Origin of the sequence: Altererythrobacter sp. BO-6 (assembly GCF_011047315.1) — a bacterium.
In the GTDB taxonomy this organism is placed as follows: domain Bacteria; phylum Pseudomonadota; class Alphaproteobacteria; order Sphingomonadales; family Sphingomonadaceae; genus Erythrobacter.
In genome coordinates this window covers 1,420,920-1,446,007 of the sequence record NZ_CP049259.1, presented here as the reverse complement: position 1 = coordinate 1,446,007, position 25,088 = coordinate 1,420,920, and the positions used below count along the sequence as shown (strand labels likewise).

Sequence of the window (25,088 nt, the reverse complement as noted above, 5' to 3'; positions counted from 1 at the left end):
AGACCATGACAGACATCGCATCCGTTTCGCTTGAGCAGCCGCTCGAGAATATCGCCGACGAGTTGGGCCGTTCCTTTGCCGAATACGGCTTTGCCGTGATCCGCGACCATGGGATCCCGCAGGAACTGATCGACCGCGCGGAAGCCAAGTCGAAGGAATTCTTCGCGCTGCCGGAAAGCGTCAAGCGCAGCTATCACATTCCCGGTGGCGGCGGCGCGCGCGGCTATACCCCCTTCGGCACGGAAAAGGCCAAGGACGCCGAGGTCCAGGACCTCAAGGAATTCTGGCATGTCGGCCGTGCGCTGCCCGAAGGCCACCCGCTTGCCGAATATATGGCCCCCAATGTCTGGCCGAACGAAGTCGAAGGATTTCGCGAAACGTTCAGCGAACTCTACTCGGCCTTCGAAACGGCAGGCAGCCGTGTGCTGGAGGCGATTGCGCTCCATCTGGGGCTCGACCGCAACTATTTCGATGCGACCGTGGAAGACGGCAATTCAGTGATGCGACTGCTGCATTACCCGCCTTTGAGCGACGAAGCGCCCGAAGGGGCGATCCGCGCCGCCGCGCATGGCGATATCAACACCATCACCCTGCTGCTCGGCGCTGAAGAGGCCGGACTCGAACTCCTGACGAGGCAGGGCCAATGGAAAGCGGTCGACGTGCCAGAAGGCGCGCTGGTGATCAATGTGGGGGACATGCTCGACCGGCTGACCAACAGCAAGCTGCGCTCGACCACGCACCGGGTGGTGAACCCGAAGGGAGCGGCGGCCAAGCGGGCGCGTTTCTCGATGCCCTTTTTCCTCCATTTCCGGCCCGATTATGTGATCGAGACGCTACCGTCCTGCATCGAGCCAGGGCACGAATCGGAGGCGCCGGAGCCCATTTCCAGCCATGAATTCCTTCAACAGCGGCTGCGCGAGATCAATCTCGCCTGAAATTCCCGGCAACCCGCCTGTAATCGCATAAATTTTCAAGGCTGTTGCGGCTTGGCAACACCGGCCGGAGTCGCAGGGATTCTGCGGTTTTCGAGGCGAGGCAGGCTTCGATCCGGCGCATTGTCGCAAATGCCGCCGAGGTGTTTCACAATTTTGTCACAGAACTGCCTTTTTGCCGCAGTGCAACACCACTATCGGGTGTGATCAGCAGATTAATTCCTCTTCACCTTCTCTCACCAGGGGCTCTTTACATGAAGATCAAATACCTTCTGGCAGCGAGTGTCGTCAGCCTCGCCGCTTCGACCACTGTCGCTACGCCTGTCTTCGCGCAGCAGATTACTTCCGGCATTGAAGGTCGCGTGGTCGATGACAGCGGCGCTGCGGTCTCCGGTACCGTTACCATCACCGACACCCGTACCGGCCAGGTTCGTACGCTCGCTACCGGTAACGACGGTACCTTCCGTGTCGACAGCTTGGTAACTGGTGGCCCCTACACCGTCACCGCGACTTCGTCGGGCTTTGAAGGCCAGACGGTCGAGAACGTCTTCCTGAACCTGCAGGGCAACACGCAGCTGACCTTTACGCTGGCTGGCGCATCCGCCGGTAGCGAAAGCGTTATCGTGGTAACCGGCGCGCGCGTTCAGTTGAGCCAGCTTGCGATCGGCCCGGGCCAGTCGTTCGGCGTCGAAGCGATCGAAGCCTTCCCGTCGATCAGCCGCGACGTCCGCGACATCATCCGTATCGACCCGCGCGTCAGCCTTGACCGTTCGAACGAAGTCGACCGCGTCAGCTGCCTCGGCGGGAACGACCGTTCGAATGCCTTCACCGTCGACGGTATTGCCCAATCGGACCTTTTCGGCCTGAACGGTACTCCGTTCGCCAGCCGCAACTCGCTGCCGCTGCCATTTGACGCAGTGCGTGAAACCTCGGTCGAATTCGCCCCGTTCGATGTGCAGTATGGCCAGTTCACCGGCTGCGCGATCAACGTCGTCACCAAGTCGGGCGGCAATGAATTTTCGGGTTCGGCCTTCTTCACCTACGCCACCGACAGCCTGCAGGGCGACACTGCAGACGGAGTCGACTTCAGCGCCAGCCCATACAAGGAAAAGCGCTGGGGCGCGACGCTGGGTGGCCCGATCCTGAAGGATCGCCTGTTCTTCTTCCTGGGTTATGAAGAAACTAACCTTTCGGACAGCCAGGAAACCGGCCCGGCAGGCCTTGGCTATCCGAACGAAATGACCTTCGTGACCGAGGCTGATTTCAACCAGTTCTCGCAAATCCTTTCGAGCGTCTACGGTTTCGAAACCGGCGGCCTTGCAACTACGCTGCCTGAAAAGAGTGTTCGTTACTTCGGTCGCCTTGACGCGATCTTGAGCGACACACAGCGCCTTGAAGCCACCTATCAGCGGCTCGAAGAAACCAACGTCGAGGAAGACGATTTCTCGGATACCGCCAATATCCTGACTGGTATCAACAGCTTCGAAGACGAAGGTACCGTCAGCGACTATTACTCGGTCCGTCTCTATTCGGACTGGTCGGACAACTTCTCGACTGAAATTCGCGCTAGCCGCGCCGAAGTGCAGGACGTCCAGGGCCCGGTTGGCGGCGGCGAGGCACAGGATGCCAACCCCATGCCGCGCTTCGTGGTGGGTGTCAGCAATGGCGGCGAATTTGGCTCGATCGTCGCCGGTCCGGGCTTCTCGCGCACGTCCAACGACCTCAAGACCACCGTCACGCAGCTGAAGATGCTGGGTCGCTTGAACGCCGGCAACCACACCTTCACAGTGGGTGGCGAGTTCAACCAGTTGAAGGTGTTCAACCTGTTCGCACAGAACTCCACCGGCACGCTGACCTTCAACAACCTGACCGATTTCGCCAACGGTATCCTATCGGGTGGCAACAACACCTTCCCGAGCGGCCAGCAAATCTTCCAGGGGCAGTCTGCTGGCGCTTACGGCAATTTCACCGCAAGCGGCGACATCAACGATGCCGCTGCCCGGTGGAAGCGCAATACGTTCTCGATCTATGCCCAGGACGATTGGCAGGTGACCGACCAGTTGAATGTGGTCGCTGGTCTCCGTACCGAGTGGCTGTCGGGCAGCGCTCCGGAGGCGAACCCCAACTTCTTCGCTCGCTACGGGTTCACCAATGCCAACAGCTTCGGCAAGATCGATCCGGTTTTGCTGCCACGGCTTGGCCTTACCTATGCGCTTTATAACGACGGTTTCTTTAGCAACACGGTGATCAAGGGCGGCGTCGGCCGCTTCACCGGCGGCGATCCGGCGGTATACTTCTCCAACGCGTTCTCGAACAACGGCTTCGTGACGGGCTTTGGCCAGACTGGCGCAAATGCCTCGTCGTCACAGGGCACCGTCGCTTGTTTCCCGACCAGTGGCGCTCGGGCCGACGTGACCAACGGCAACACCTTCACCGGCATCCCTGGTTGCGTCACCGCCAATGCTGCGACCCAGTCGGCTCGCGGCCTGGCTGACACCCAGTCCACCGATCCGAATTTCGAAATGCCGACCGTGTGGCGCGCCAACCTTGGTCTCTCCACCAACTTCGGTACGGAAAGTGGTTTCTTCAGCGACTGGAACCTCAACCTCGATTTCATCTATTCGAAGTTCCAGAACCCGGTTGACTTCGTTGACCTGTCGCAGGTTGTTGACACCCGCCTCGGCGTCAATGGCTTCACGGTGGACGGTCGCCCGATCTATCGTGCGATTGATCCCACGGCCACTGGCTGTAGCGCCGTGTTGCAGAACCAGGGTGGTAGCCCGCCGACTTACACCAATATCAGCCCGGCTTGCTTCAGCACCAGCCGCGATGACGAAATCCAGCTGACCAACGGCAAGAGCTACGAAAGCAAGATCGCTTCGGCGATCCTGTCAAAGACCTGGCGCAATGGCATCTTCACTGAAGGCGGCCGGATCAACTTCAACCTCGGCTATGCCTATACCGATGCTGAAAATAACCGGAACAACAACAGCTCCACCGCAACCAGCAGCTTTGACATTGTCGCAGCCGCTGATCGCCAGGCTGTTGATGTCGCACGCAGCGAATATGCGTCGAAGCACAATTTGACGCTGGGTCTGAACGTTCGCGAACAATTCTTCGGGGACTATGACACCAGCTTCGGTTTCGTGTTCGTTGCCCGTTCGGGACGCCCCTACTCAATCGTGTGGGATAACGCACCGTCGTCCGTTCTTAACGACAGCGCCAGCGGCGACTTCAACTCGCTGTTCTATGTACCGACCGGTGTTGGCGATCCGAATGTCATTATCACGGACGCCGCTTTTGCAACGGCGCTGGACAACTTCATCTCGGAAACGCCTTGCATCAACAAGTACCGGGGCAAGACCCTGCCGCGTAACAGTTGCAGCAACCCCTGGTTCTATGACCTCGACTTGCGCTTCAGCCAGGAACTGCCGGGGCCGATGAAGGCATTTGGCGTCAAGGATGACAAGTTCCGTCTGTTCGTCGACTTCGACAACTTCCTGAATCTGCTCGATTCCGGTTCGAACGTGTTCAAGCGTTATAGCTATACCGAGGCACTGGTGCGCGGCGACGTAAACACCACCAATGGGCGTTATATCTACACTCCGATCACGTCGCAGTATAATGCGACTGCCGGAACGGTTGGGCTGCGCGATCCGCTCGTCCAGTCTTCTTCCTCGCTGTGGAAGATCCAGCTGGGCGTGAGCTACGACTTCTAAGTCTCTCGCGCGAATTGATGAGAATACAGCGGCGGGGCCTTCGGGCTCCGCCGTTTTCTTTGGCGTTTGCGTTATGGCACCCGCTCCGCCTAACTTCGCTGCAACCCAAATGGAGCGAGCGGGATGGACGACAGTGGGTACCTGCACAAGGAGCGCAAGCTGCGGCCCGGGGTGCTCGCGCTTATCGTGGTGCTGCATGTGCTGGCGCTCTATGGCCTGACGCGCGCCTTCGCGCCGCAGGTTACCGCCACCATCGAGCGCAGTGTGGTCGAGGCCTTTACCGTCACTATCACTGCTCCGCCCGACGATCCGCCGGAAGTGCCTGATGAAGGCATGGCGGGCGATGCGGGCAAGGAAGCCGTGCCCCAGCCGGTTACCGCGCCAACCCCGAAAGTCACACCCAGGCCTGACCGGCAATTGCCGCGTGCTTCCTCGACCGGCGATGCCGCTACCTCCGGCGCGCGCGACAGCGGCGATGGCACCGGCGCAAGCGGCAGTGGTGAAGGCACAGGCAGCGGTGACGAAGGCAGCGGTCAAGGCTCGAGCATGGCGACCGGCCCGGTGAAGATTGCCGGCACGATCAATTCGGCGCGCGACTATCCGGTGCCCGAGGGCGGGCGCGAGATACGCTTCGGGCGTGCGGTACGCATTGCGATCCTGGTGGCCACCGATGGGCGGCCCAAACGCTGCCGCGTGTTCCGGTCATCCGGACTGCCCGATACCGACGCGCGGACCTGCGAGCTGGCGATGGATCGCTTCCGTTTCGAGCCGGCGCGGAATGCCCGCGGCCAGCCGGTCGAGGCCGAGTTCGGCTGGGAACAGCGTTTCCGCCGCGCGGATTGAGGCATGAGGGATGGGCGCGGTGCCTATTTTGGCGCAGCCAGCATTTTCTGCCCGTTGGCGCGTATCGCCTTTTCGATCGCTGGCTCGACGAAGGACAGCATACCCGGCAGCCTGATCTCGAACACCACCTGGGTATCTTCTACGTCGATATGCCCGGTAATGCTCTGACCCATGACCGACACCAGCAGCGCCATCCGGTCGTCCTCGACCCAGTCAGTTTCTACCTCGGCGACTCCGCCGGGCAGATAATCGGCGATTTCGTGACTGCGTTCCTTCAGCCGGCGGCGCACTTCGTCGCGGCCCAGTTCGTGTGGCAGGGCAACCCTCATTGGCTTTTGTCCTCTAGTGCCTCGGCACCGCCGAAACGATAATCGAGATAGCGCGCCTTGATCGCAAGGTCATCCAGCGCGCCTTCAGCCAGCCGCCGGGTTACGCGATCGACTTCGCCGCTGATCTTTGACAGGCTCTCGGTCAGGCGCTGGTCAGCGGTCTTGCCGGCATGTTGTTCGCCACGCAGATGCGCCGGGATCTTGCGGTAGTTGTCGATCGTCTCCGGGATATATTCGCCCACCAGCTCACGCACTTCGTTTACCGCCGGGTCGCTTTGGTCGATCGTCGCGAGTTGCAGCCCTAGCGCATCAAGTTGCGCGCCCAGCTGGTCGACGATCTGCACCGCCGGTGGGGGTAGCGCGGGGCGCTGCGCTTCCAGCCACAGTTCGGTGCGTGCCACCATCGCCTTGGCATCACCCTTCTTCAGGTCGGCCCGCTTGGGCACTTTGACCTTGGGGAACATGGAGAAGCCGCCCACTGCGGCAAGAATTGCGATAAAGCCCAGCATCACGCCCCAGAAGCCGAGCCCACCAATAATCCATCCGCCGATCGAGAAAGCGAGCAATACGCCCAGCACGGCGATCGCCATATTGCGCAGGCGTTTGAGTAGCGCAGCGGCCTTTAGCTCGGCCGAGCCCCTGCCAATCGAGCTGGCCGGGCGATGCGTGCCGCCATCGCGCTGCGTTACCAGCGAACGCTTCGCTGCGGTCAGGATCGCGTCGGATTCTCGCGTGCTGTCAGGCATTATTTCTCAAGCGCCAGCAGGCTGGGTTCGGACGCGACTTTTTTCTGCGCCTGCGCTTGCCCTTCAGCGCGTGCAATATAGCCCTTCGATTTCTCGACTTCGGCCGATAGCGTTTCAACGGTCTGCTTCATGCTCGACAGCGCGCGCACCTTGAACTCGTCCACCTCGTCCATCGTGTCATAGATGTTCTGGAAGGCGCGTTGCAGCGTCTCGAGCGGGATCGTGCTGGCGGCGGCCTGTTCGTGGATCTTGCCGGTTTGTTCGCGCAGCAGCGTGCTGGTCGAGATCGATAATGTCGCTGGTGGTCTGGTTGAGCGCGGTGATCTGGCCCAGCACCAGCCGCTGGTTGGTCATCGCCTGAGCTACGGTTACCGCGGTGCGCAATGCGCCAACAGTGGTGGTGCTGGCACGGTCCACGCCCTTTACCAGCTCCACATTGTTCTTCTTGACCAGATCCAGCGCAAGATAGCCCTGCACGCTGACTGCCATCTGGGTCAGCAGGTCCTGCGTGCGCTGGCGGACATAGAACAGCGCGCTTTCGCGCAGTGCCTTGGCCTTCGCCGGATCGGTTGCGTCGAGCTCGTAGGCCTTTTCCTCGAGCCGCTCGTCGAGGCGCTTGGCGATATGGATCATCTGCTCCAGTTCGCCCATCGCCTCCCACAGTTTCTGTCGTTCGACATCGATAGCGGCATTGTCCTCGTGCAGTTCCTTCTTGCCTGAAGCCAAACGCTCCAGGATCGACTGGATGTGGCCCTGTGACGAGGTGTAGCTGTCAAAATAGCGCTGCAGCTTGTTGCCGAAGGGGATGATGCCGAACAGCTTGCGGCCGCGGATCTTGCCCTTGCGGCCCGGGTCCAGTTCTTCCACGGTCTTGCGCAGTTCGAGCAGATCGGCGCCCACGCCATTGTCCTGGTCCATCGCGCGCACAGGGCGATCCAGGAAACGGTTGGACATGGCGGCCGCAGCGCGGATCTGTTCCTGGCCCATCCGGGTGATCTGGTCGACCTTTTCGCCAAAGGCTGGCGAATTGGCGTCTTCAGCGACGAGTTCGGCGACGAAGCCTTCAACCTTCTCGTCCAGCTTCGAGCGCTTTTCCTCCGCCACTGGCACCAGGCCGGCGGCTTTTTCTGGCGCGACAGTTGGCACCGGATCGGGCGGGCTCAGCTCGAAATCGGTCGCCGTCTTGGTCGTCGTCTGCTGCGTGCTCATGGTCAGTTTCCAGGCTCCATTGCGGTGGCATTGGGCCACCATCTCATGCTGTATTAGTCATCTAAGACACAGACTTCAAGAAGTGTGGCCGATTCGGCTGCGCGCGTCCATGCTTTCGTTTGGTCTCACAAGGCGATAGACAGTGATGCACTAGGAACTGGCGATGGACCGAAGATTTGGCTGACACTCCTGCACCCCAGACAGCGGCTCCCGGCGAAGGAGCCAGCGAAAACGGTTCGAACTTTGCCCGTGTGATGCAGAGCTGGCAGAACTGGTGGCGGCAGGACGTCATCGGCACCGTTGACCAGCCAGCGGTGATCGAAAAACGCCGCGAAGACTGCGGTCTGACCGAACGCTATCTGTTCATGACGGCGATGTCGGGCGGCATCGCGATCCTGGGCCTGCTGCTGTCATCGCCGGCCGTGGTGATCGGCGCCATGCTTTTGTCGCCGCTGATGGGCCCGATCATGGGGCTGGGCTTTGCGCTGGCGATTGGCGATTACAACTGGCTAAAGCAGTCGGCGCGCAGCCTGGCCTGGGGCAGCCTCATGGCGGTACTGCTGTGCGCGATCGTCGTGTTCCTGTCGCCAATCCAGACAGTGACGCCCGAAATCGCGGCGCGGACGCGGCCCAATCTGTTCGACCTGATGGTGGCGCTGTTCTCAGCCTTGGCGGGGGCCTATGCCATGATCCGCGGACGCGAGGGCACGATCGTGGGCGTGGCGATTGCCACCGCCTTGATGCCGCCGCTGGCGGTGGTGGGCTTTGGCCTGGCGACCTTCAACTGGACGGTCTTCTCGGGCGCACTGCTGCTGTTCGTCACCAATTTGCTCACGATCGCGCTTACCGCGTGGGGTATGGCGCGCCTTTATGGTTTCCGCACGACGCTGAGCGAGCGAAACAGCCTTTACCAGAATCTGGCAGTGGCGGTGGTGTTTCTGGCCCTGGCGGTGCCGCTCGGCATCTCGCTCCAGCAGATTGCGTGGGAAACCAACGCGCAGCGGCAGGTGCGCGGCGAAATCCTCGACAATTTCGATCCGCGCTCACGGCTGAGCCAGGTCGAAATCGATTTCCAGAGCGATCCGGTGCGGATTGACGCAACCGTGCTCACCCCGAGGTTGCAGCCCGATGCAGAGACCAATGGCGAGCGCGCCTTGTCGCGTGAACTGGGGCGTCCGGTCGATCTGACGATCAACCAGTACCAGGTCGGCACCAGCGCGACTGCCGCGCAGCAGGCTGAATTATCGGCAACCCGGGCGCGCGAAGAAGCGGTCGCGCGCGAGCGCGCTGAGAACCTGGCCCAGCGGCTGGCGGTGGTGGCGGGCGTATCGGAGGATCACGTTGTGATCGACCGCGAGCGGCGCCGCGCCGTGGTGCGGGCCAAGCCGCTGCCGGGCGCAACGCTGGCGACCTACCGCGTGCTCGAGCAGCGCATTTCCGCGACCGAGCCGGAATGGAAGGTGGAAATGCTGCCGCCTGCCCGGCCGCTCCCCGCGATAGCATTTGCCGACGATGAGCCCAGTGCGCAGGGGCAGGCGGCGCTCGCTTTGACAGCTTGGGCTGCGCAGCGGATCGACCTGCCGGTCCTGATCGAAGGCGATGCTGCCCAGGCTGAGCGGGTTGTTGCCTTGCTGGCGGAACAGGGCGTTGCGGCAACAGCGGTGCCTGGGCGGCGCAACGGAGGTGTCCAGGCGCGCTGGGGCGAGCCCGAGGAATAGCTGGCTACCGCTCGCCGGTCAGGCAGCCAGTTCGAACGGCACGATCTCGCCTGCCAGGTACAGCTTCTTTGCCTTGGCGCGGCTCAGCTTTCCCGACGAGGTACGCGGCAGGGTCCGTGGCGGAACCAGCTCGACCACGCAGTTCATGCCTGTGACCGAGCGGACCTTGTCGGCGATTTCGTGGCGCAGTTTGATGCGCTCTTCGGGGTCGGAAACGCGGCAATGGACCAGCACGGCGGGCGCTTCCTCGCCATTTTCCATCTCGATCGAAAAAGCGGCGATGTCGCCATGGTTGAAGCCGGGCAATTGTTCCACTGCCCATTCGATGTCCTGCGGCCAGTGGTTCTTGCCATTGATGATGATCATGTCCTTGGCGCGGCCGACGATGAACAGATAGCCATCGGCGACATAGCCCATGTCGCCGGTATCCAGCCAGCCATTGACCAGGCAATCCTCGGTCGCTTCGACATTGCGGAAATAGGAATGCATCACGCTGGGGCCGCGGCACCACACCTTGCCGATCTGGTGATCGCCCCTGACCGCGCCGTTTTCGCCGCGGATTTCGACATCCATGTCGGGCAGCGGCTTGCCGCAATTGACGATCGCGCGATAGCGCGCCGGGCGTGACAGGTCACGCGGGGTGCCCGACAGGCGCTCCTCCTCGACCAATTCGACCCGGATGCCTTCGCCGGGCGGCATCACCGTGACCGCCAGCACCGCTTCGGCGAGGCCATAGCTGGGCGTAAAAGCACTGGCCTTGAAGCCCGCTTCGCTGAAGGCGTTGACGAAGTTCTGCATCACGTCAGGCCGGATCATGTCCGCGCCGTTACCTGCGACGCGCCAGCGCGACAGGTCGAACCGCTCGGCCACATGGCTCTGGCTGGAGATGCGGCGGGCGCAGATGTCATAGCCGAAGGTCGGCGAATAGGAGAGAGTGGTGCCGCCGTTGCGGCTGATCATGTCGAGCCAGGCGAGCGGCCTGCGCGCAAAATGATCTGGCTTCAAGTAATCGCAGCTGACCTGGTTCGCGATCAGCGACAGGAAGCAGCCGACCAGGCCCATGTCGTGATACCATGGCAGCCAGCTGACGACGCGGTCGCCCTGTCCGACGTTCATCGACGTCGAATGGCCGAAGAGATTGTGGAGTAGCGCGCGATGCGTCACCGCCACACCGGTCGGGAAACGGGTGGAGCCGGAGGAATACTGAAGATAGCAGATATCTTCCGGGTCCGCTTCGGGCAGCTCGCATTCGGGCGCGGGGCGCTGCTCGAAATCCTGCCAGGATTCGCTGGCGCAGCCTTGTTTGGCAGCGGCCGCGCTGGCCATTTCCGCGATTTCTTCGGGGTAAAGCAGGATCTTGGGATCGGAGCTTTGCAGCTGCACCGCCAGTTGGTCGATATAGCTTTCCTTGCCGCCGAAGGTGGTCGGCAGCGGCAGCGGCACCGGCCATGCGCCAACATAGACGCAGGCGCAGAACAGCGCGGCGAAATCGGGGCCGGTTTCCGCGATCAAGGCAACGCGATCTTCCTTGCCGATCCCGGCAGTGACCAGTCGCCGCGCCATGATCAGCGCATCGCTGCGCATCTCGGAAAAAGGATAGGGGCGAACCAGCTCACCCCGCATATCGTGAAAATTTAGGCCCTTTTCGCTCTGTGCGGCATAGTCGATTGCTTCGTTGAACGTCGCAAAGTCGGCTCGCCTGCGCGGCAAGGGGCAGTCGTTCGGCGTCGGTGTGAGAACGGCGTCGGTCATTTTATTCAGCGATACCCGTTATTTGCGGCGCAAGGACGCGCCTTCGCTTCATCCCCAATGCGGAAACTCCTGATGTCCGCACCCAAACCTTCTTTCCCATTTGATAAGGAGTGTGGCACGAATAAGGCGAAATGGTTGCAAAGCAAACCGAGATGTCACGCAAACGACGCAAGGGAGGCCCGCTTGACCGCGCAGCTGTGGAAGAGTTGGCGCTCTCCTATCTCGCCCGGTTTGCGACGAGTTCGGCCAAGCTTGAAGCTTATCTGTGGCGCAAGATCCGCGAGCGCGGAGTGGCCGAAGATGGCGACCCAATCGACGTCGGCGCAGTGGTCGCGCGCATGGTAGAGCTGCGTTACGTGGATGATGAAGCCTACGCCCGCGCGCGCAGCAGCGGGTTGCTACGCAGGGGCTATGGTGCCCGCCGGGTAGACCAGGCGTTGCGGGCTGCCGGCATCGAAGAGGAACTGCGGGCCGAAGCTGCACCCGACGAACGATCGGCGCGCGCGGCGGCGCTTGCTTTTGCGCGCAAGCGCGGTTTCGGCCCCTTCGGAGGCGGCGCACGATCGGGCGAACCACTCGATCGGGCCAGGCGCGAAAAACAGATTGCGGCGATGGTGCGCGCGGGCCATGATTTCGGTACTGCGAGACAAATGGTCTATGCAGAACAGGCCGAGGACGCCGAACGATGGGCCAGCGAGGTCGAGGAATGACACGAATGACATCCGCATGGCTGCTCGCGGCACTTTGCGCAGGCTTGATGGCGTGCTCGCCCAGTGCAGAGGGGGCCAATGCTGGCTCACCGGCCGTTGAGGGTGCTGGTGATGACACCTCAGCGCGCCATCCCGAAAGCGGGTTGGCAATTATCGACCTTGCAGTCGTTTCGGGCGACAAGCGTCATACATTCCGGGTCGAACTGGCGGACACGCCCCAGGCACAGGCCAAGGGACTGATGTTTCGCACCGCGCTGGGCGATAATGAAGGCATGCTGTTTCCTTCAGATGTGCCCGACATCCGCAGCTTCTGGATGAAGAACACGCCGATCCCGCTCGACATCATATTCATCGGGCTGGAAAACGAAGTGATCAACATCGCCGCCAACACCGAACCCTATTCGCTCGAATCGGTCTATTCCGAAGGGATCGCCAGTGCCGTGCTCGAACTGCGCGGCGGCCGTGCGGCAGAACTGGGGATCAAGCCCGGCGATCGTGTTACGTGGTAGCCTTGGCTGTCCGCACCGTTCGAGCATAGAGCCGGACCAGCAATGCCGCGATCAGTATCGCGGTTGGCAGGGCGTAGCCGAGGTTGATCGGGATGCGCTTGGCGTTTGAAATCAGGAAAACCAGCCAGATGATCCAGATCCCTGTGGAATGCAGGCGCTGCCAACGCTGCGGGCCCAGCGCCCGCACGGCGCCATCGAAAGACGTGAACGCCAGTGCCGCGATAAAGACATATGCAATGCTCCCCCCGGTTACCGAAACGGGGTTGGTCAGGGTCCAGAAAAGAGCGCTGTCTGCGCGGTACAAGATTACCAATGCAGAGGCGTGAATCAGATGCGACCATGCAAAGCCCAGCCCAAGCACGCGGCGATTGGCAACCATCCAGCGGGTAACGCTGCCCGGCCAAAGCCGAGCCAATGTAGACGCGAGAAATGCGGCCAGGAACAGTGCCAGCGAAATGCGGGCTGTGAGCCGGATCACCAGTCGAACAGCCTCGACCGGATCGGGAACGAACAGGATCGGCACCGCACAAGCGGCCGCCACCCCGGCTGCGATCAACGCGAATGCTTGCCAGCCGCGATTGCTGCCGGTTTGTGTGCCAAGTGCCATTGCTGTGTCCTTTGGGCGAGATATGTAAGCAATGCTTACATTGAGTTGACCTTCTGTCAATCGACAATCTAAGCACCGCTTACAAAAAGTGGCCTTGCAGCAGATGGATCATTGATGACAGAACGAGCTTCACAGCGGAGCAATTCCAGAGCCGGCACCGGCAAGCAGCGCGGTGCCTATCATCACGGGAACCTGCGCCAGGCGATCATCGATGCAGCGGTCGAAGTGGTTAGCGAATCCGGCGTCGAGGCGATGACCTTGCGTGAAGCTGCCCGCCGCGCCGGGGTTTCGTCAGGCGCTCCTTTCCGCCACTTCCCTGGCAAGCGCGAGCTCGTATTGGCCGTGGCCGAGCAAGGCATGGCAATCTTGCGGCGCGACATGGAGCGCCGCCTGGCGCAGTGCAAATCGGAAAATCCGCTGGTCCGCATGGCCGTGCTTGCCCACGCCTATGTGCAATGGGCGATGCGGCATCCCACACATTACCGGGTGCTCGGCGACCGGCTCCTGATCGATTTTTACAGCTCCGAACCATTGCTGGCCGACAACCGCTGGATCCGGGACAACATGCAGCACTTGCTTGAAAAGGCAGATGAGCGCGGCATGCTGGCCGTTAATGACCTTGCGCTGGCGAACCTCCAAAGCAGGGCCATGGCATATGGATTGGCGCGAATGCTGGTCGATGGACACTTCCCGGAGTTTGACCTTGCGAATGACGATTCGGCTGGCGCCGCGATGATCGATGCGCTTGACGGGTTTGTCGCCCTGCTCAGTCGGGATCCTGATGGCGTGTTGAAGGAAATTCGCGCCCACAAATAGTTGACTGTAGACACCAGATGGCGCGGTATGCTGGATGAACGACCGGCCTGCCAGATAGTTGGCGGTTCCCAGCGCGATCTTCTTGCCTAGCGCGGCATTCTTCCGCTAATCGCCGCGGCCATGGGAATTCTCAGCAAAATCTTCACCTGGTGGGACGGTGCCACCTTCGGCACCATGCTTTTCACCGCGCGCCGGGGCGAACACATCGGCACCGATGCGCAGGGCAACAAATATTACCGCTCCAAGCCTAAGGCGGGAGAGCAGGAGCGGCGCTGGGTGATCTACAACGGCAACAACGACGCCAGCCGCGTGCCCAGCGAATGGCACGGCTGGTTGCACGGCGCGTTCAACGACGTGCCGGAAAGCCGCTTGCCGCCGCCCAAGATCTGGGAAGCGGACTACACTCCCAATGCCACCGGCACCGCCGCGGCCTATCGCCCGCAAGGCGCGCTGGAACGCGGTGGCAAGCGTGCCCGCGCAACCGGCGATTACGAGGCGTGGAGCCCGGAAGGCTGACCATGCGCAGTCTGCGCATCGGCCTATGTCTGTTCGGCGCTGCTGCGCTGGCTGGATGCTCGGACAATGCTCCGGCGCCTGAGCAGGTCAGGATTGAGCTGCCTGAAGACGCGCCTGCAGCGCCTGCTCCCGTTCCGACGGAAGCCGCTGCCGCAGCTGATATCGGCACGCCCATGGCAGAGCGGGTGGCGACGCTGGGCCTGCTCAACAAGCGCAACAATTCCAGCCAGGATATCGAACTGAAGCCGGGCGAATCGCGCCGCATCGGCGATATCCTGATCCGGCTCGAAGCCTGTGAACGCACCGCCCCGTGGGAAATGCAGCGCGAAACCGGTGCCTTCGTGCAAGTGTCGGTGCAGGACCGCGGATCGGACCAGTTCCGCCGGATCTTTTCAGGCTGGCTGTTCAAGAATTCGCCTAGCCTCAACGTGGTCGAACATCCGGTCTACGACGTCTGGGTGAAAGACTGCGCGATGAGCTTTCCAGGGGTCGAGTGATCGGCCTTGGCCTTGCCTAACACGCGTTGATAGGCCCCGGGCAGGCTGAATTCGGCCTGGCCCGAAGCGCGCACGAGCCCTTCGAGATATTTCTGCTGAGTGATCTCAACCGCGCCCATGCTGCGCAGGTGATCGGTCATGAACTGGCAATCGAGCAGGTGAAACCCGGCCAAGCGCATCAGCGCCACGAGCCAGGCCAACGCAACCTTGCTGGCATCGCTGCGGCGGCTGAACATGCTTTCGCCGCAGAACACCCGGTCGAAACTGACGCCGTAAAGCCCGCCGACCAGCTCTGATCCTTCCCAGCACTCGATAGAATGGGCGTGGCCCATGCTGTGGAGCTGGCGATAGCTGGCGATGATCCTTTCGCTGATCCAGCTTTCGGGATGATCTTCGCGTGGGTGTGAGCAAGCCTCGATCACCGCTGCGAAATCGCGATCAACGGTCACCTGGAAGCGATCCTGGCGAATCGCCTTGCGCAGGCTGCGCGACACATGAAGCTGCTCAAGCGGGATGATGGCGCGCTGCTTGGGTTCGACCCAGAAAACCTCCGGATCATCGCGCCCATCCGCCATGGGAAAGATCCCGCTGCGATAGGCCAGCAGCAGCATGTCCGATGGAATCGGGGGCGGGAAGGGCGAATGCATGCCACGTTCCTTAGCAGACGCTGGGCAATCCGGGGCAAGGACATTTGCTGCTTTGCGCAGGGCGAAACTGGCGTGTTGCCATGCGGCGCGCTTGGCTATAGAGGGCAGCGTCCGGCTGCAGGGGTGTAGCTCAGCTGGTAGAGCATCGGTCTCCAAAACCGAGGGCCACGGGTTCGAATCCTGTCACCCCTGCCATTTCTTTTCAGCGTGAATGCGAAAGGGCCGCCCCTTGGGGGGACGGCCCTGTTCTTTTATCGCTTGATGCCTGGCGTCAGTATTCGTTCGGTTCTTCCGGAGTCTCGCGCCCGAACGTCTGCCCGGCATTGCGCTCACCCTTGGCCAGCTTGAACACCACGCCGCTGAGCAGCGCGAGCGCGAGCAGGTTGGGCAGCGCCATGGCAGCGTTGGAGATATCGCCAAGCCGCCAGACCAGCGTCAGGTCCTGTGTCGAACCGATGTAGATCACCACGCACCACAGAACCCGCCAGATCATGTGCAGCACCTTCTCGCCGGCGCGGGTCGATCCCGGCACACGGTCATAGATAAAGGTGATCGCGCGCTCGCCGTAGTAACTCCAGGTGAGCAGGGTGGTGAACACGAACAGGATCAGCGCGGTCGATGCGACCAGCGTTCCCAGCGGGATCGAAAAGATCTGGACCGGGAAGGCAGCAGCAAAGGCGCCGCTGGTCATCGCAAAGCCTTGAAGGTCCGAATTCCACGCATGAATGACCTGCTGGCCACCACCGGTGAACTGCCCTTCGACCGTCAGGATCACCAGTGCGGTCATGGTGCAAATCACAATGGTGTCGATGAAGGTGCCCATCATCGCCATCCGGCCCTGTTGTTCGGGATCGTCGGTCTGCGCCACGGCGTGCGCAATCGGGGTCGAACCCTGGCCGGCCTCGTTCGAAAACAGCCCACGCGCGACACCGGCCCGGATCGCCAGCGCGATCGCCGCCCCCACAAAGCCACCGGTCGCCGCCTGCGGGTTGAACGCCCCATGGAAGATCAGCCCGAAGGTTTCCGGTATGTCCTGAATGTTGAGCACCAACGCGATCAGCGCCATGACAATATAGGCAGCGGCCATGAACGGGACGACCTTCTCGGCTACGTTGCCGATCGATTTGATCCCGCCGATGATGACGATGAAGACGAGGATGGCGACGATCAGCCCGCCCATCCATTCCTCGATCCCGAAAAGCTCGTTCAGGCCATCGGCCACGGCATTGGCCTGGATCGAATTGCCGGTCACCATCGCGCTGAACAGCGTGCCGAGGCAAAACACGATCGCGAGCCAGGTCCATTTCGGGCCTAGCCCCATCATGATGTAGCTCATCGGACCGCCGCGATAGACCCCGTCAGAGGTCTTTTCCCGGTACCGGATCGCCAGCGAACCTTCGGCAAAGGCCAGCGCCATGCCGATGATCGCCGTGACCCACATCCAGAAGACGGCGCCCGGCCCGCCCAGCGCGATCGCAGTTGCGACGCCGGCCAGGTTGCCTGTGCCGACCTGGCCCGAAAGCGCGGTAGAGAGCGCGGCGAAGGGCGAAATCTCGCCCGATCCGGCACCCTTGCGCCCGGCGAAAAGCCCCTTGAACGCGCTGCCAAGCTTGGCGATCGGGTAGAACTTCAGCCCGACCATGAAGAACAGGCCGACGCCCAGCAGCACGATCACCATCGGCGGGATCGGTTGCCCGCCGACGGAAAGCCACGGCACAAGTTCGCCGTTCCAGGTGCCTCCCCAAATGAAATCGGAAACATTGGTAACGTGATCGATCAGGCTGACCGACCCGGTTTCTGTCACTGCCATTCGTGGCTTCCCCAAAAGCAACCCAATACAAGCCGCTAACGCTAGCCACGCAGGCCGTGCTTGACCAGCCCCCTGCCGCCGTGATGCACATCGCGGCGCATTCAGCGTGCTTGCATTTGTTCCTGCCGCCGCCTAAGTGCGCGATGTCTTCCGACATTGGAATCAGTTAGAGCCCCTCCCGGACCTTGTTCGGGGCGGCGAGAAACCCTACCTGAAAGCCGATCCCGGAAGGCGGGAAGATCTTAATTCGAGGACGAGGGCCCCGACATGGCCGAAGAGAAAAAGCGCAAGACATCGCCTGCCGAGTTTGTGAACCAGGTTCGCAGCGAAACCAGCAAGATTGTCTGGCCGACCCGTGAGGAAACCATCCGCACGGCGATCTTCGTGTTCATCATGATGGTGATCCTGTCGGTCTTTTTCCTCGGGGTCGATGCGCTCTTCAGCGCGGTTGTGCAGTGGCTGCTGTCGCTCGCCTGATCCGCGCATCCAATTCACGGGAATTCACCATGGCTCGCTGGTATATCATTCACGCCTATTCGGGTTTCGAAAACAAGGTTCGCGACGCGATCATCTCCGAAGCTGAGCGGCTGGGTTTGTCGGATGCGGTTGAGGACGTTCAGGTCCCGACTGAAACCGTGACCGAGGTGAAGCGCGGCAAGAAGGTTCAGGTCGAACGCAAGTTCATGCCCGGCTATGTCCTTGCCAAGCTGAAGATGACCGACGACGTCTATCACCTCGTGAAGAACACGCCCAAGGTCACCGGCTTCCTCGGCTCGGGCAACAAGCCGCAGCCGATCAGCGAGAAAGAGGCAGCGCGCTATTTCGGCGGCGTGGAAGAAGCCAAGGCCGCGCCGAAGCGCGATATCAGCGTCGATTACGAGATCGGCGATCAGGTCAAGGTGCTCGACGGACCCTTCGCCAGCTTCAACGGCGTGGTGGAAGAGCTCGACTTCGACAAAGCGAAGGTCAAGGTTTCGGTTTCGATCTTCGGCCGTGCGACCCCGGTCGAACTGGACTTCGAGCAGGTCGAACTGGTCAAGTAAGTCCATTACGGGCCGCGCACGTCATTGAGCAATGGATCTATCCGGCGCTTGATTAGGTGCCGCCCCAGTCGAGACTGTGCGTAACTTATACTATTCTGCCGACGATTGTGCCGGCCAGTCTGGTAATCTTACTCATAGTTTCGACCAACAAAATCGCCCTCCAGCTATATGTTCGTACTAGTGGTCGTTGCGCTAGCACTTGATTTGGAGGAAATGCTCTGATCTTCGGTGATCGCGGTAGGTATCGACCCTATTCTTAGTGCGACCATAAGCTTCTGATGAACTCCGTTTTGACGATATGTTTGTCTTTAGAAACCCAAGGCGAGCCTAAGACTAGCGCCATATGACTCATAGTTTCTCTGACCAATCCCATCATAGAAAATTTCGGCAAGAATCATCCCCTCACCAATGACTGACTCGATACCAAATTTCGCACGTCCTCGAAATTCGTAGGGCGTTGGTGCAATGTCTCCTTGCGAGTCGACAAAACTTGCGCCCTTAAAATCCCAGAGGCCTTCGATGCCAATTTTGTATGTTAGTCCAAATTGCTTGGCGGTGGTGACTGTGTGTTCCAGCAAGGGGCCAAATGTTAGGCGACCTATGCCTATCTGGACTTTTGGAATTTCTATCCCTGAGCGATCCTGGTAGGCTGCTGAAGTTTCATTAAATAAGATGAACTTTGCCTCAGGCCTTAAATGCCATGCAGTTGCGAGTTTCACTCGCCCGGTTAGTCCCATGCGATAGAGCGAACGAGCGGTGGATACCTCGTCGGCGTAGGTGCCATATGGCATAATAGCATTGTTAGAATTCCCCCAGGCAGCTCTTGCATCAACGATCAACGAATCTTTGATTGAAATGACTGCATAAGGCCCAGCTAAATAGCCTGTTCCCTCCATAGAATAATCTAGTCTCTTTTCCGACATACGCGTGTCGTCAAATTGAAAAATTGCCCCGATGACAAAACTTTCGGAAATTTTTGAATCAAATCCAATATAGTTAATCAAGGAGTCGATCTTTTTCGTGTCATATACGGAGTCGGTATAGTTTGTCTGGATCCATATGGATGGGGACTTTGAGTCTTCCCCAATGCCCAAATCTGAAAGATTTATGGCTCCTTTAAATTGTCCTCGCAAAGTTCCGTGCTCAAGGTTGGCTGTCGCTGAACCAGAATTTTTCCTCATTTCGAGTCTCGAAACCAAATCAGGCTCATTTGTGATTATCTGATTGGCACGTTCTAGCAGGAAGCTTTGCAGAACAGAGGTAGTTCGACGCTGGATTTCCTTGGCGTCTCTAAAGTAAGCTCTCGCGATATCAGAAGCTCTGTTCCCACGGCCATCCTTATCAACCGCCGCATCCGAATCGATGGATATGGTAACCTCGCCCATCGTGATTGGAGCGATGGTGATCTGGTAGAGGGTTGCCGACCTGGGTGAGAATTCGAGGATAGAGGCGTTCGATAAGTTCAGATCTTCGCTCTCGAAGCCGAACACCTCTTCGGAGAAAATGACATCAAATTTAAAGGGCCCCTCAGTGTTTGATGGAACTCCATCTATCTTGACTGCAGGTGCGGTTGTGTCGACGACGTTGACGGTGCGGGTCACCTGGGCAGCGGCATTACCGCTTGTATCTGTGACATCATAGGTGATGGTGTAGGTGCCGACGGTGGCTGGATCGACGCTATCTCCGCCGACCACGATGCTGGCTGTGAGATCGCCGTCCTCGGTGTCCAGAGCGGTTGCGCCTGCATCGGTATAGCTGGAGCCGACCTCGATCGTGACCGAGGATGCTCCGAGCAGCGTGATGACCGGAGCATCGCCGGCGACCACTTCGACGGTGCGTGTTGCGGTTGCCGTGTTCCCGGCAGCATCGGTGGCGGTATAGGTGATGATGTAGGTGCCGACCGTGCTGGTGTTGACCGAACCGCTTGGGGTGACGGAGCAGCTTGCATCGAGGTTATCCGTGCAGCTTGCCCCTGCGTCGGTATAGGTGGCGCCCAGCACCACGGTTGCCGGGTTGTTCCCTGAAACCGTGATGACAGGTGCGGTTGTGTCGACGACGTTGACGGTGCGGGTCACCTGGGCAGCGGCATTACCGCTTGTATCTGTGACATCATAGGTGATGGTGTAGGTGCCGACGGTGGCTGGATCGACGCTATCTCCGCCGACCACGATGCTGGCTGTGAGATCGCCGTCCTCGGTGTCCAGAGCGGTTGCGCCTGCATCGGTATAGCTGGAGCCGACCTCGATCGTGACCGAGGATGCTCCGAGCAGCGTGATGACCGGAGCATCGCCGGCGACCACTTCGACGGTGCGTGTTGCGGTTGCCGTGTTCCCGGCAGCATCGGTGGCGGTATAGGTGATGGTGTAGGTGCCGACCGTGCTGGTGTTGACCGAACCGCTTGGGGTGACGGAGCAGCTTGCATCGAGGTTATCCGTGCAGCTTGCCCCTGCGTCGGTATAGGTGGCGCCCAGCACCACGGTTGCCGGGTTGTTCCCTGAAACCGTGATGACAGGTGCGGTTGTGTCGACGACGTTGACGGTGCGGGTCACCTGGGCAGCGGCATTACCGCTTGTATCTGTGACATCATAGGTGATGGTGTAGGTGCCGACGGTGGCTGGATCGACGCTATCTCCGCCGACCACGATGCTGGCTGTGAGATCGCCGTCCTCGGTGTCCAGAGCGGTTGCGCCTGCATCGGTATAGCTGGAGCCGACCTCGATCGTGACCGAGGATGCTCCGAGCAGCGTGATGACCGGAGCATCGCCGGCGACCACTTCGACGGTGCGTGTTGCGGTTGCCGTGTTCCCGGCAGCATCGGTGGCGGTATAGGTGATGGTGTAGGTGCCGACCGTGCTGGTGTTGACCGAACCGCTTGGGGTGACGGAGCAGCTTGCATCGAGGTTATCCGTGCAGCTTGCCCCTGCGTCGGTATAGGTGGCGCCCAGCACCACGGTTGCCGGGTTGTTCCCTGAAACCGTGATGACAGGTGCGGTTGTGTCGACGACGTTGACGGTGCGGGTCACCTGGGCAGCGGCATTACCGCTTGTATCTGTGACATCATAGGTGATGGTGTAGGTGCCGACGGTGGCTGGATCGACGCTATCTCCGCCGACCACGATGCTGGCTGTGAGATCGCCGTCCTCGGTGTCCAGAGCGGTTGCGCCTGCATCGGTATAGCTGGAGCCGACCTCGATCGTGACCGAGGATGCTCCGAGCAGCGTGATGACCGGAGCATCGCCGGCGACCACTTCGACGGTGCGTGTTGCGGTTGCCGTGTTCCCGGCAGCATCGGTGGCGGTATAGGTGATGGTGTAGGTGCCGACCGTGCTGGTGTTGACCGAACCGCTTGGGGTGACGGAGCAGCTTGCATCGAGGTTATCCGTGCAGCTTGCCCCTGCGTCGGTATAGGTGGCGCCCAGCACCACGGTTGCCGGGTTGTTCCCTGAAACCGTGATGACAGGTGCGGTTGTGTCGACGACGTTGACGGTGCGGGTCACCTGGGCAGCGGCATTACCGCTTGTATCTGTGACATCATAGGTGATGGTGTAGGTGCCGACGGTGGCTGGATCGACGCTATCTCCGCCGACCACGATGCTGGCTGTGAGATCGCCGTCCTCGGTGTCCAGAGCGGTTGCGCCTGCATCGGTATAGCTGGAGCCGACCTCGATCGTGACCGAGGATGCTCCGAGCAGCGTGATGACCGGAGCATCGCCGGCGACCACTTCGACGGTGCGTGTTGCGGTTGCCGTGTTCCCGGCAGCATCGGTGGCGGTATAGGTGATGGTGTAGGTGCCGACCGTGCTGGTGTTGACCGAACCGCTTGGGGTGACGGAGCAGCTTGCATCGAGGTTATCCGTGCAGCTTGCCCCTGCGTCGGTATAGGTGGCGCCCAGCACCACGGTTGCCGGGTTGTTCCCTGAAACCGTGATGACAGGTGCGGTTGTGTCGACGACGTTGACGGTGCGGGTCACCTGGGCAGCGGCATTACCGCTTGTATCTGTGACATCATAGGTGATGGTGTAGGTGCCGACGGTGGCTGGATCGACGCTATCTCCGCCGACCACGATGCTGGCTGTGAGATCGCCGTCCTCGGTGTCCAGAGCGGTTGCGCCTGCATCGGTATAGCTGGAGCCGACCTCGATCGTGACCGAGGATGCTCCGAGCAGCGTGATGACCGGAGCATCGCCGGCGACCACTTCGACGGTGCGTGTTGCGGTTGCCGTGTTCCCGGCAGCATCGGTGGCGGTATAGGTGATGGTGTAGGTGCCGACCGTGCTGGTGTTGACCGAACCGCTTGGGGTGACGGAGCAGCTTGCATCGAGGTTATCCGTGCAGCTTGCCCCTGCGTCGGTATAGGTGGCGCCCAGCACCACGGTTGCCGGGTTGTTCCCTGAAACCGTGATGACAGGTGCGGTTGTGTCGACGACGTTGACGGTGCGGGTCACCTGGGCAGCGGCATTACCGCTTGTATCTGTGACATCATAGGTGATGGTGTAGGTGCCGACGGTGGCTGGATCGACGCTATCTCCGCCGACCACGATGCTGGCTGTGAGATCGCCGTCCTCGGTGTCCAGAGCGGTTGCGCCTGCATCGGTATAGCTGGAGCCGACCTCGATCGTGACCGAGGATGCTCCGAGCAGCGTGATGACCGGAGCATCGCCGGCGACCACTTCGACGGTGCGTGTTGCGGTTGCCGTGTTCCCGGCAGCATCGGTGGCGGTATAGGTGATGGTGTAGGTGCCGACCGTGCTGGTGTTGACCGAACCGCTTGGGGTGACGGAGCAGCTTGCATCGAGGTTATCCGTGCAGCTTGCCCCTGCGTCGGTATAGGTGGCGCCCAGCACCACGGTTGCCGGGTTGTTCCCTGAAACCGTGATGACAGGTGCGGTTGTGTCGACGACGTTGACGGTGCGGGTCACCTGGGCAGCGGCATTACCGCTTGTATCTGTGACATCATAGGTGATGGTGTAGGTGCCGACGGTGGCTGGATCGACGCTATCTCCGCCGACCACGATGCTGGCTGTGAGATCGCCGTCCTCGGTGTCCAGAGCGGTTGCGCCTGCATCGGTATAGCTGGAGCCGACCTCGATCGTGACCGAGGATGCTCCGAGCAGCGTGATGACCGGAGCATCGCCGGCGACCACTTCGACGGTGCGTGTTGCGGTTGCCGTGTTCCCGGCAGCATCGGTGGCGGTATAGGTGATGGTGTAGGTGCCGACCGTGCTGGTGTTGACCGAACCGCTTGGGGTGACGGAGCAGCTTGCATCGAGGTTATCCGTGCAGCTTGCCCCTGCGTCGGTATAGGTGGCGCCCAGCACCACGGTTGCCGGGTTGTTCCCTGAAACCGTGATGACAGGTGCGGTTGTGTCGACGACGTTGACGGTGCGGGTCACCTGGGCAGCGGCATTACCGCTTGTATCTGTGACATCATAGGTGATGGTGTAGGTGCCGACGGTGGCTGGATCGACGCTATCTCCGCCGACCACGATGCTGGCTGTGAGATCGCCGTCCTCGGTGTCCAGAGCGGTTGCGCCTGCATCGGTATAGCTGGAGCCGACCTCGATCGTGACCGAGGATGCTCCGAGCAGCGTGATGACCGGAGCATCGCCGGCGACCACTTCGACGGTGCGTGTTGCGGTTGCCGTGTTCCCGGCAGCATCGGTGGCGGTATAGGTGATGGTGTAGGTGCCGACCGTGCTGGTGTTGACCGAACCGCTTGGGGTGACGGAGCAGCTTGCATCGAGGTTATCCGTGCAGCTTGCCCCTGCGTCGGTATAGGTGGCGCCCAGCACCACGGTTGCCGGGTTGTTCCCTGAAACCGTGATGACAGGTGCGGTTGTGTCGACGACGTTGACGGTGCGGGTCACCTGGGCAGCGGCATTACCGCTTGTATCTGTGACATCATAGGTGATGGTGTAGGTGCCGACGGTGGCTGGATCGACGCTATCTCCGCCGACCACGATGCTGGCTGTGAGATCGCCGTCCTCGGTGTCCAGAGCGGTTGCGCCTGCATCGGTATAGCTGGAGCCGACCTCGATCGTGACCGAGGATGCTCCGAGCAGCGTGATGACCGGAGCATCGCCGGCGACCACTTCGACGGTGCGTGTTGCGGTTGCCGTGTTCCCGGCAGCATCGGTGGCGGTATAGGTGATGGTGTAGGTGCCGACCGTGCTGGTGTTGACCGAACCGCTTGGGGTGACGGAGCAGCTTGCATCGAGGTTATCCGTGCAGCTTGCCCCTGCGTCGGTATAGGTGGCGCCCAGCACCACGGTTGCCGGGTTGTTCCCTGAAACCGTGATGACAGGTGCGGTTGTGTCGACGACTGAGATATTGCCGGGATTTACCGGTGAGAAGTTGCTAGCGAGTCCTACTTTGTGACCGCCTGTTCCAGCCGCGATGAATGATCCGGTATAGAGGGTGCCACTGCCGCTATTGGTTCCATGAAATAGGCTGGTTGACGTTGCGCCATTGTGGCCGAGACCACCTCCCGTCGCGGCGCCCCACTCTTGTCTGGAAATCCGGCCATCGTTGTTCGAGTCTAGAATTACCAATTGGTAGCTTGAAGGGTTAGCCGGCGATGAAGGGCCAAACCATATGGTAACGAGCGTGGAATTGCTTAGAGCTGTTCCAGCGCTACTTAACGGAGTCGCATACCATTGATAGGCTGCTGCATTACCAGCAACAG

General features: G+C 60.8%; 18 protein-coding genes, 1 tRNA gene and 1 pseudogene. 12 read left to right on the top strand and 8 right to left on the bottom strand.

Features of this window, described 5'->3' with window-relative positions; translation table 11 throughout:
• The first annotated feature begins 5 nt into the window (after positions 1–5).
• The 3 genes from G6N82_RS07100 to G6N82_RS07090 all read left to right on the top strand — a co-directional run bounded on the left by G6N82_RS07100 (position 6) and on the right by G6N82_RS07090 (position 5,494).
• A complete protein-coding gene (locus G6N82_RS07100) occupies positions 6–935 on the top strand; it encodes an isopenicillin N synthase family oxygenase (RefSeq protein ID WP_165195100.1) in 930 nt (309 codons plus the stop codon).
• 251 nt (positions 936–1,186) lie between these two features.
• On the top strand, positions 1,187–4,651 hold the full coding sequence (locus tag G6N82_RS07095; RefSeq protein ID WP_165195098.1) for a carboxypeptidase regulatory-like domain-containing protein: 3,465 nt from the start codon (positions 1,187–1,189) through the stop codon (positions 4,649–4,651).
• Between the two features lie 123 nt (positions 4,652–4,774).
• Positions 4,775–5,494: an energy transducer TonB gene (locus tag G6N82_RS07090; protein WP_165195096.1), complete on the top strand. Its 720-nt coding sequence runs from the start codon at positions 4,775–4,777 to the stop codon at positions 5,492–5,494.
• Between the two features lie 23 nt (positions 5,495–5,517).
• On the opposite strand, the gene G6N82_RS07085 is transcribed toward G6N82_RS07090, so the two are convergent.
• From G6N82_RS07085 to G6N82_RS07075, 3 genes and pseudogenes are all read right to left on the bottom strand, one after another.
• The gene (locus G6N82_RS07085) at positions 5,518–5,823 is read right to left on the bottom strand and encodes a polyhydroxyalkanoic acid system family protein (protein WP_165195094.1); all 306 of its coding nucleotides are present in this window, start codon (positions 5,821–5,823) and stop codon (positions 5,518–5,520) included.
• The gene (locus G6N82_RS07080; RefSeq protein WP_165195092.1) at positions 5,820–6,569 is read right to left on the bottom strand and encodes a hypothetical protein; all 750 of its coding nucleotides are present in this window, start codon (positions 6,567–6,569) and stop codon (positions 5,820–5,822) included. Before G6N82_RS07080 ends, G6N82_RS07085 begins: the two co-directional genes overlap by 4 nt.
• Positions 6,569–7,778, bottom strand: a pseudogene (locus G6N82_RS07075) (toxic anion resistance protein). The gene G6N82_RS07080 and the pseudogene G6N82_RS07075 overlap by 1 nt, the downstream one beginning before the upstream one ends.
• A gap of 176 nt (positions 7,779–7,954) precedes the next feature.
• On the opposite strand from G6N82_RS07075, the gene G6N82_RS07070 reads away from it, so the two are divergent.
• Positions 7,955–9,496 (top strand): TIGR00341 family protein, encoded by a 1,542-nt coding sequence (locus G6N82_RS07070; RefSeq protein ID WP_241255227.1) that lies wholly within the window; start codon positions 7,955–7,957, stop codon positions 9,494–9,496.
• Positions 9,497–9,514: 18 nt separating this feature from the next.
• Here G6N82_RS07070 and G6N82_RS07065 read toward each other — a convergent pair whose 3' ends face one another.
• Complete coding sequence (locus G6N82_RS07065; RefSeq protein WP_165195090.1) at positions 9,515–11,248, bottom strand: fatty acyl-AMP ligase; 1,734 nt, start codon at positions 11,246–11,248, stop codon at positions 9,515–9,517.
• A gap of 152 nt (positions 11,249–11,400) precedes the next feature.
• On the opposite strand from G6N82_RS07065, the gene G6N82_RS07060 reads away from it, so the two are divergent.
• Positions 11,401–11,958, top strand: a complete 558-nt coding sequence (locus tag G6N82_RS07060; protein WP_165195088.1) for a RecX family transcriptional regulator — start codon at positions 11,401–11,403, stop codon at positions 11,956–11,958.
• Between the two features lie 5 nt (positions 11,959–11,963).
• Positions 11,964–12,467: a DUF192 domain-containing protein gene (locus G6N82_RS07055; protein ID WP_241255226.1), complete on the top strand. Its 504-nt coding sequence runs from the start codon at positions 11,964–11,966 to the stop codon at positions 12,465–12,467.
• On the opposite strand, the gene G6N82_RS07050 is transcribed toward G6N82_RS07055, so the two are convergent.
• Complete coding sequence (locus G6N82_RS07050; protein WP_165195086.1) at positions 12,457–13,074, bottom strand: ferric reductase-like transmembrane domain-containing protein; 618 nt, start codon at positions 13,072–13,074, stop codon at positions 12,457–12,459. The two genes, G6N82_RS07055 and G6N82_RS07050, sit on opposite strands and share 11 nt — an antisense overlap.
• Before the next feature lie 114 nt (positions 13,075–13,188).
• On the opposite strand from G6N82_RS07050, the gene G6N82_RS07045 reads away from it, so the two are divergent.
• The 3 genes from G6N82_RS07045 (at position 13,189) to G6N82_RS07035 (ending at position 14,903) form a co-directional block, all read left to right on the top strand.
• Positions 13,189–13,890, top strand: coding sequence for a TetR/AcrR family transcriptional regulator (locus tag G6N82_RS07045; RefSeq protein WP_165195084.1), 702 nt, complete (start codon positions 13,189–13,191; stop codon positions 13,888–13,890).
• A gap of 120 nt (positions 13,891–14,010) precedes the next feature.
• Complete coding sequence (locus G6N82_RS07040; protein WP_165195082.1) at positions 14,011–14,406, top strand: NADH:ubiquinone oxidoreductase subunit NDUFA12; 396 nt, start codon at positions 14,011–14,013, stop codon at positions 14,404–14,406.
• 2 nt (positions 14,407–14,408) lie between these two features.
• On the top strand, positions 14,409–14,903 hold the full coding sequence (locus G6N82_RS07035) for a DUF2155 domain-containing protein (RefSeq protein ID WP_165195080.1): 495 nt from the start codon (positions 14,409–14,411) through the stop codon (positions 14,901–14,903).
• Here the strand turns inward: G6N82_RS07035 and aat are convergent.
• Positions 14,852–15,550, bottom strand: coding sequence for a leucyl/phenylalanyl-tRNA--protein transferase (gene aat, locus G6N82_RS07030; protein ID WP_165195078.1), 699 nt, complete (start codon positions 15,548–15,550; stop codon positions 14,852–14,854). The genes G6N82_RS07035 and aat overlap by 52 nt on opposite strands.
• A 119-nt stretch (positions 15,551–15,669) precedes the next feature.
• Here aat and G6N82_RS07025 point away from each other — a divergent pair.
• Positions 15,670–15,745: transfer RNA gene (locus G6N82_RS07025), tRNA-Trp, on the top strand.
• Positions 15,746–15,821: 76 nt separating this feature from the next.
• Here the strand turns inward: G6N82_RS07025 and G6N82_RS07020 are convergent.
• Positions 15,822–17,360 carry a sodium:alanine symporter family protein gene (locus G6N82_RS07020; RefSeq protein WP_165195076.1) on the bottom strand — a complete coding sequence of 513 codons (1,539 nt, stop codon included), beginning with the start codon at positions 17,358–17,360 and terminating at the stop codon, positions 15,822–15,824.
• 267 nt (positions 17,361–17,627) lie between these two features.
• Between G6N82_RS07020 and secE the strand changes: the two genes are divergently transcribed.
• Both secE and nusG read left to right on the top strand, forming a co-directional pair.
• The gene (gene secE, locus G6N82_RS07015; RefSeq protein WP_165195074.1) at positions 17,628–17,837 is read left to right on the top strand and encodes a preprotein translocase subunit SecE; all 210 of its coding nucleotides are present in this window, start codon (positions 17,628–17,630) and stop codon (positions 17,835–17,837) included.
• Positions 17,838–17,866: 29 nt separating this feature from the next.
• Positions 17,867–18,403, top strand: a complete 537-nt coding sequence (gene nusG, locus G6N82_RS07010; protein ID WP_165195072.1) for a transcription termination/antitermination protein NusG — start codon at positions 17,867–17,869, stop codon at positions 18,401–18,403.
• A 308-nt stretch (positions 18,404–18,711) separates the two neighbouring features.
• Here nusG and G6N82_RS07005 read toward each other — a convergent pair whose 3' ends face one another.
• Positions 18,712–24,954 (bottom strand): immunoglobulin-like domain-containing protein, encoded by a 6,243-nt coding sequence (locus G6N82_RS07005; RefSeq protein ID WP_165195070.1) that lies wholly within the window; start codon positions 24,952–24,954, stop codon positions 18,712–18,714.
• Between the last annotated feature and the right edge of the window lie 134 nt (positions 24,955–25,088).

Coding starts and splice junctions, on each gene's coding strand:
- G6N82_RS07100 (WP_165195100.1), top strand. CDS start 6: ATGACAGACATCGCATCCGTTTCGCTTGAGCAGCCGCTCGAGAATATC.
- G6N82_RS07095 (WP_165195098.1), top strand. CDS start 1,187: ATGAAGATCAAATACCTTCTGGCAGCGAGTGTCGTCAGCCTCGCCGCT.
- G6N82_RS07090 (WP_165195096.1), top strand. CDS start 4,775: ATGGACGACAGTGGGTACCTGCACAAGGAGCGCAAGCTGCGGCCCGGG.
- G6N82_RS07085 (WP_165195094.1), bottom strand. CDS start 5,823: ATGAGGGTTGCCCTGCCACACGAACTGGGCCGCGACGAAGTGCGCCGC.
- G6N82_RS07080 (WP_165195092.1), bottom strand. CDS start 6,569: ATGCCTGACAGCACGCGAGAATCCGACGCGATCCTGACCGCAGCGAAG.
- G6N82_RS07065 (WP_165195090.1), bottom strand. CDS start 11,248: ATGACCGACGCCGTTCTCACACCGACGCCGAACGACTGCCCCTTGCCG.
- G6N82_RS07060 (WP_165195088.1), top strand. CDS start 11,401: ATGTCACGCAAACGACGCAAGGGAGGCCCGCTTGACCGCGCAGCTGTG.
- G6N82_RS07055 (WP_241255226.1), top strand. CDS start 11,964: ATGACATCCGCATGGCTGCTCGCGGCACTTTGCGCAGGCTTGATGGCG.
- G6N82_RS07050 (WP_165195086.1), bottom strand. CDS start 13,074: ATGGCACTTGGCACACAAACCGGCAGCAATCGCGGCTGGCAAGCATTC.
- G6N82_RS07045 (WP_165195084.1), top strand. CDS start 13,189: ATGACAGAACGAGCTTCACAGCGGAGCAATTCCAGAGCCGGCACCGGC.
- G6N82_RS07040 (WP_165195082.1), top strand. CDS start 14,011: ATGGGAATTCTCAGCAAAATCTTCACCTGGTGGGACGGTGCCACCTTC.
- G6N82_RS07035 (WP_165195080.1), top strand. CDS start 14,409: ATGCGCAGTCTGCGCATCGGCCTATGTCTGTTCGGCGCTGCTGCGCTG.
- aat (WP_165195078.1), bottom strand. CDS start 15,550: ATGCATTCGCCCTTCCCGCCCCCGATTCCATCGGACATGCTGCTGCTG.
- G6N82_RS07020 (WP_165195076.1), bottom strand. CDS start 17,360: ATGGCAGTGACAGAAACCGGGTCGGTCAGCCTGATCGATCACGTTACC.
- secE (WP_165195074.1), top strand. CDS start 17,628: ATGGCCGAAGAGAAAAAGCGCAAGACATCGCCTGCCGAGTTTGTGAAC.
- nusG (WP_165195072.1), top strand. CDS start 17,867: ATGGCTCGCTGGTATATCATTCACGCCTATTCGGGTTTCGAAAACAAG.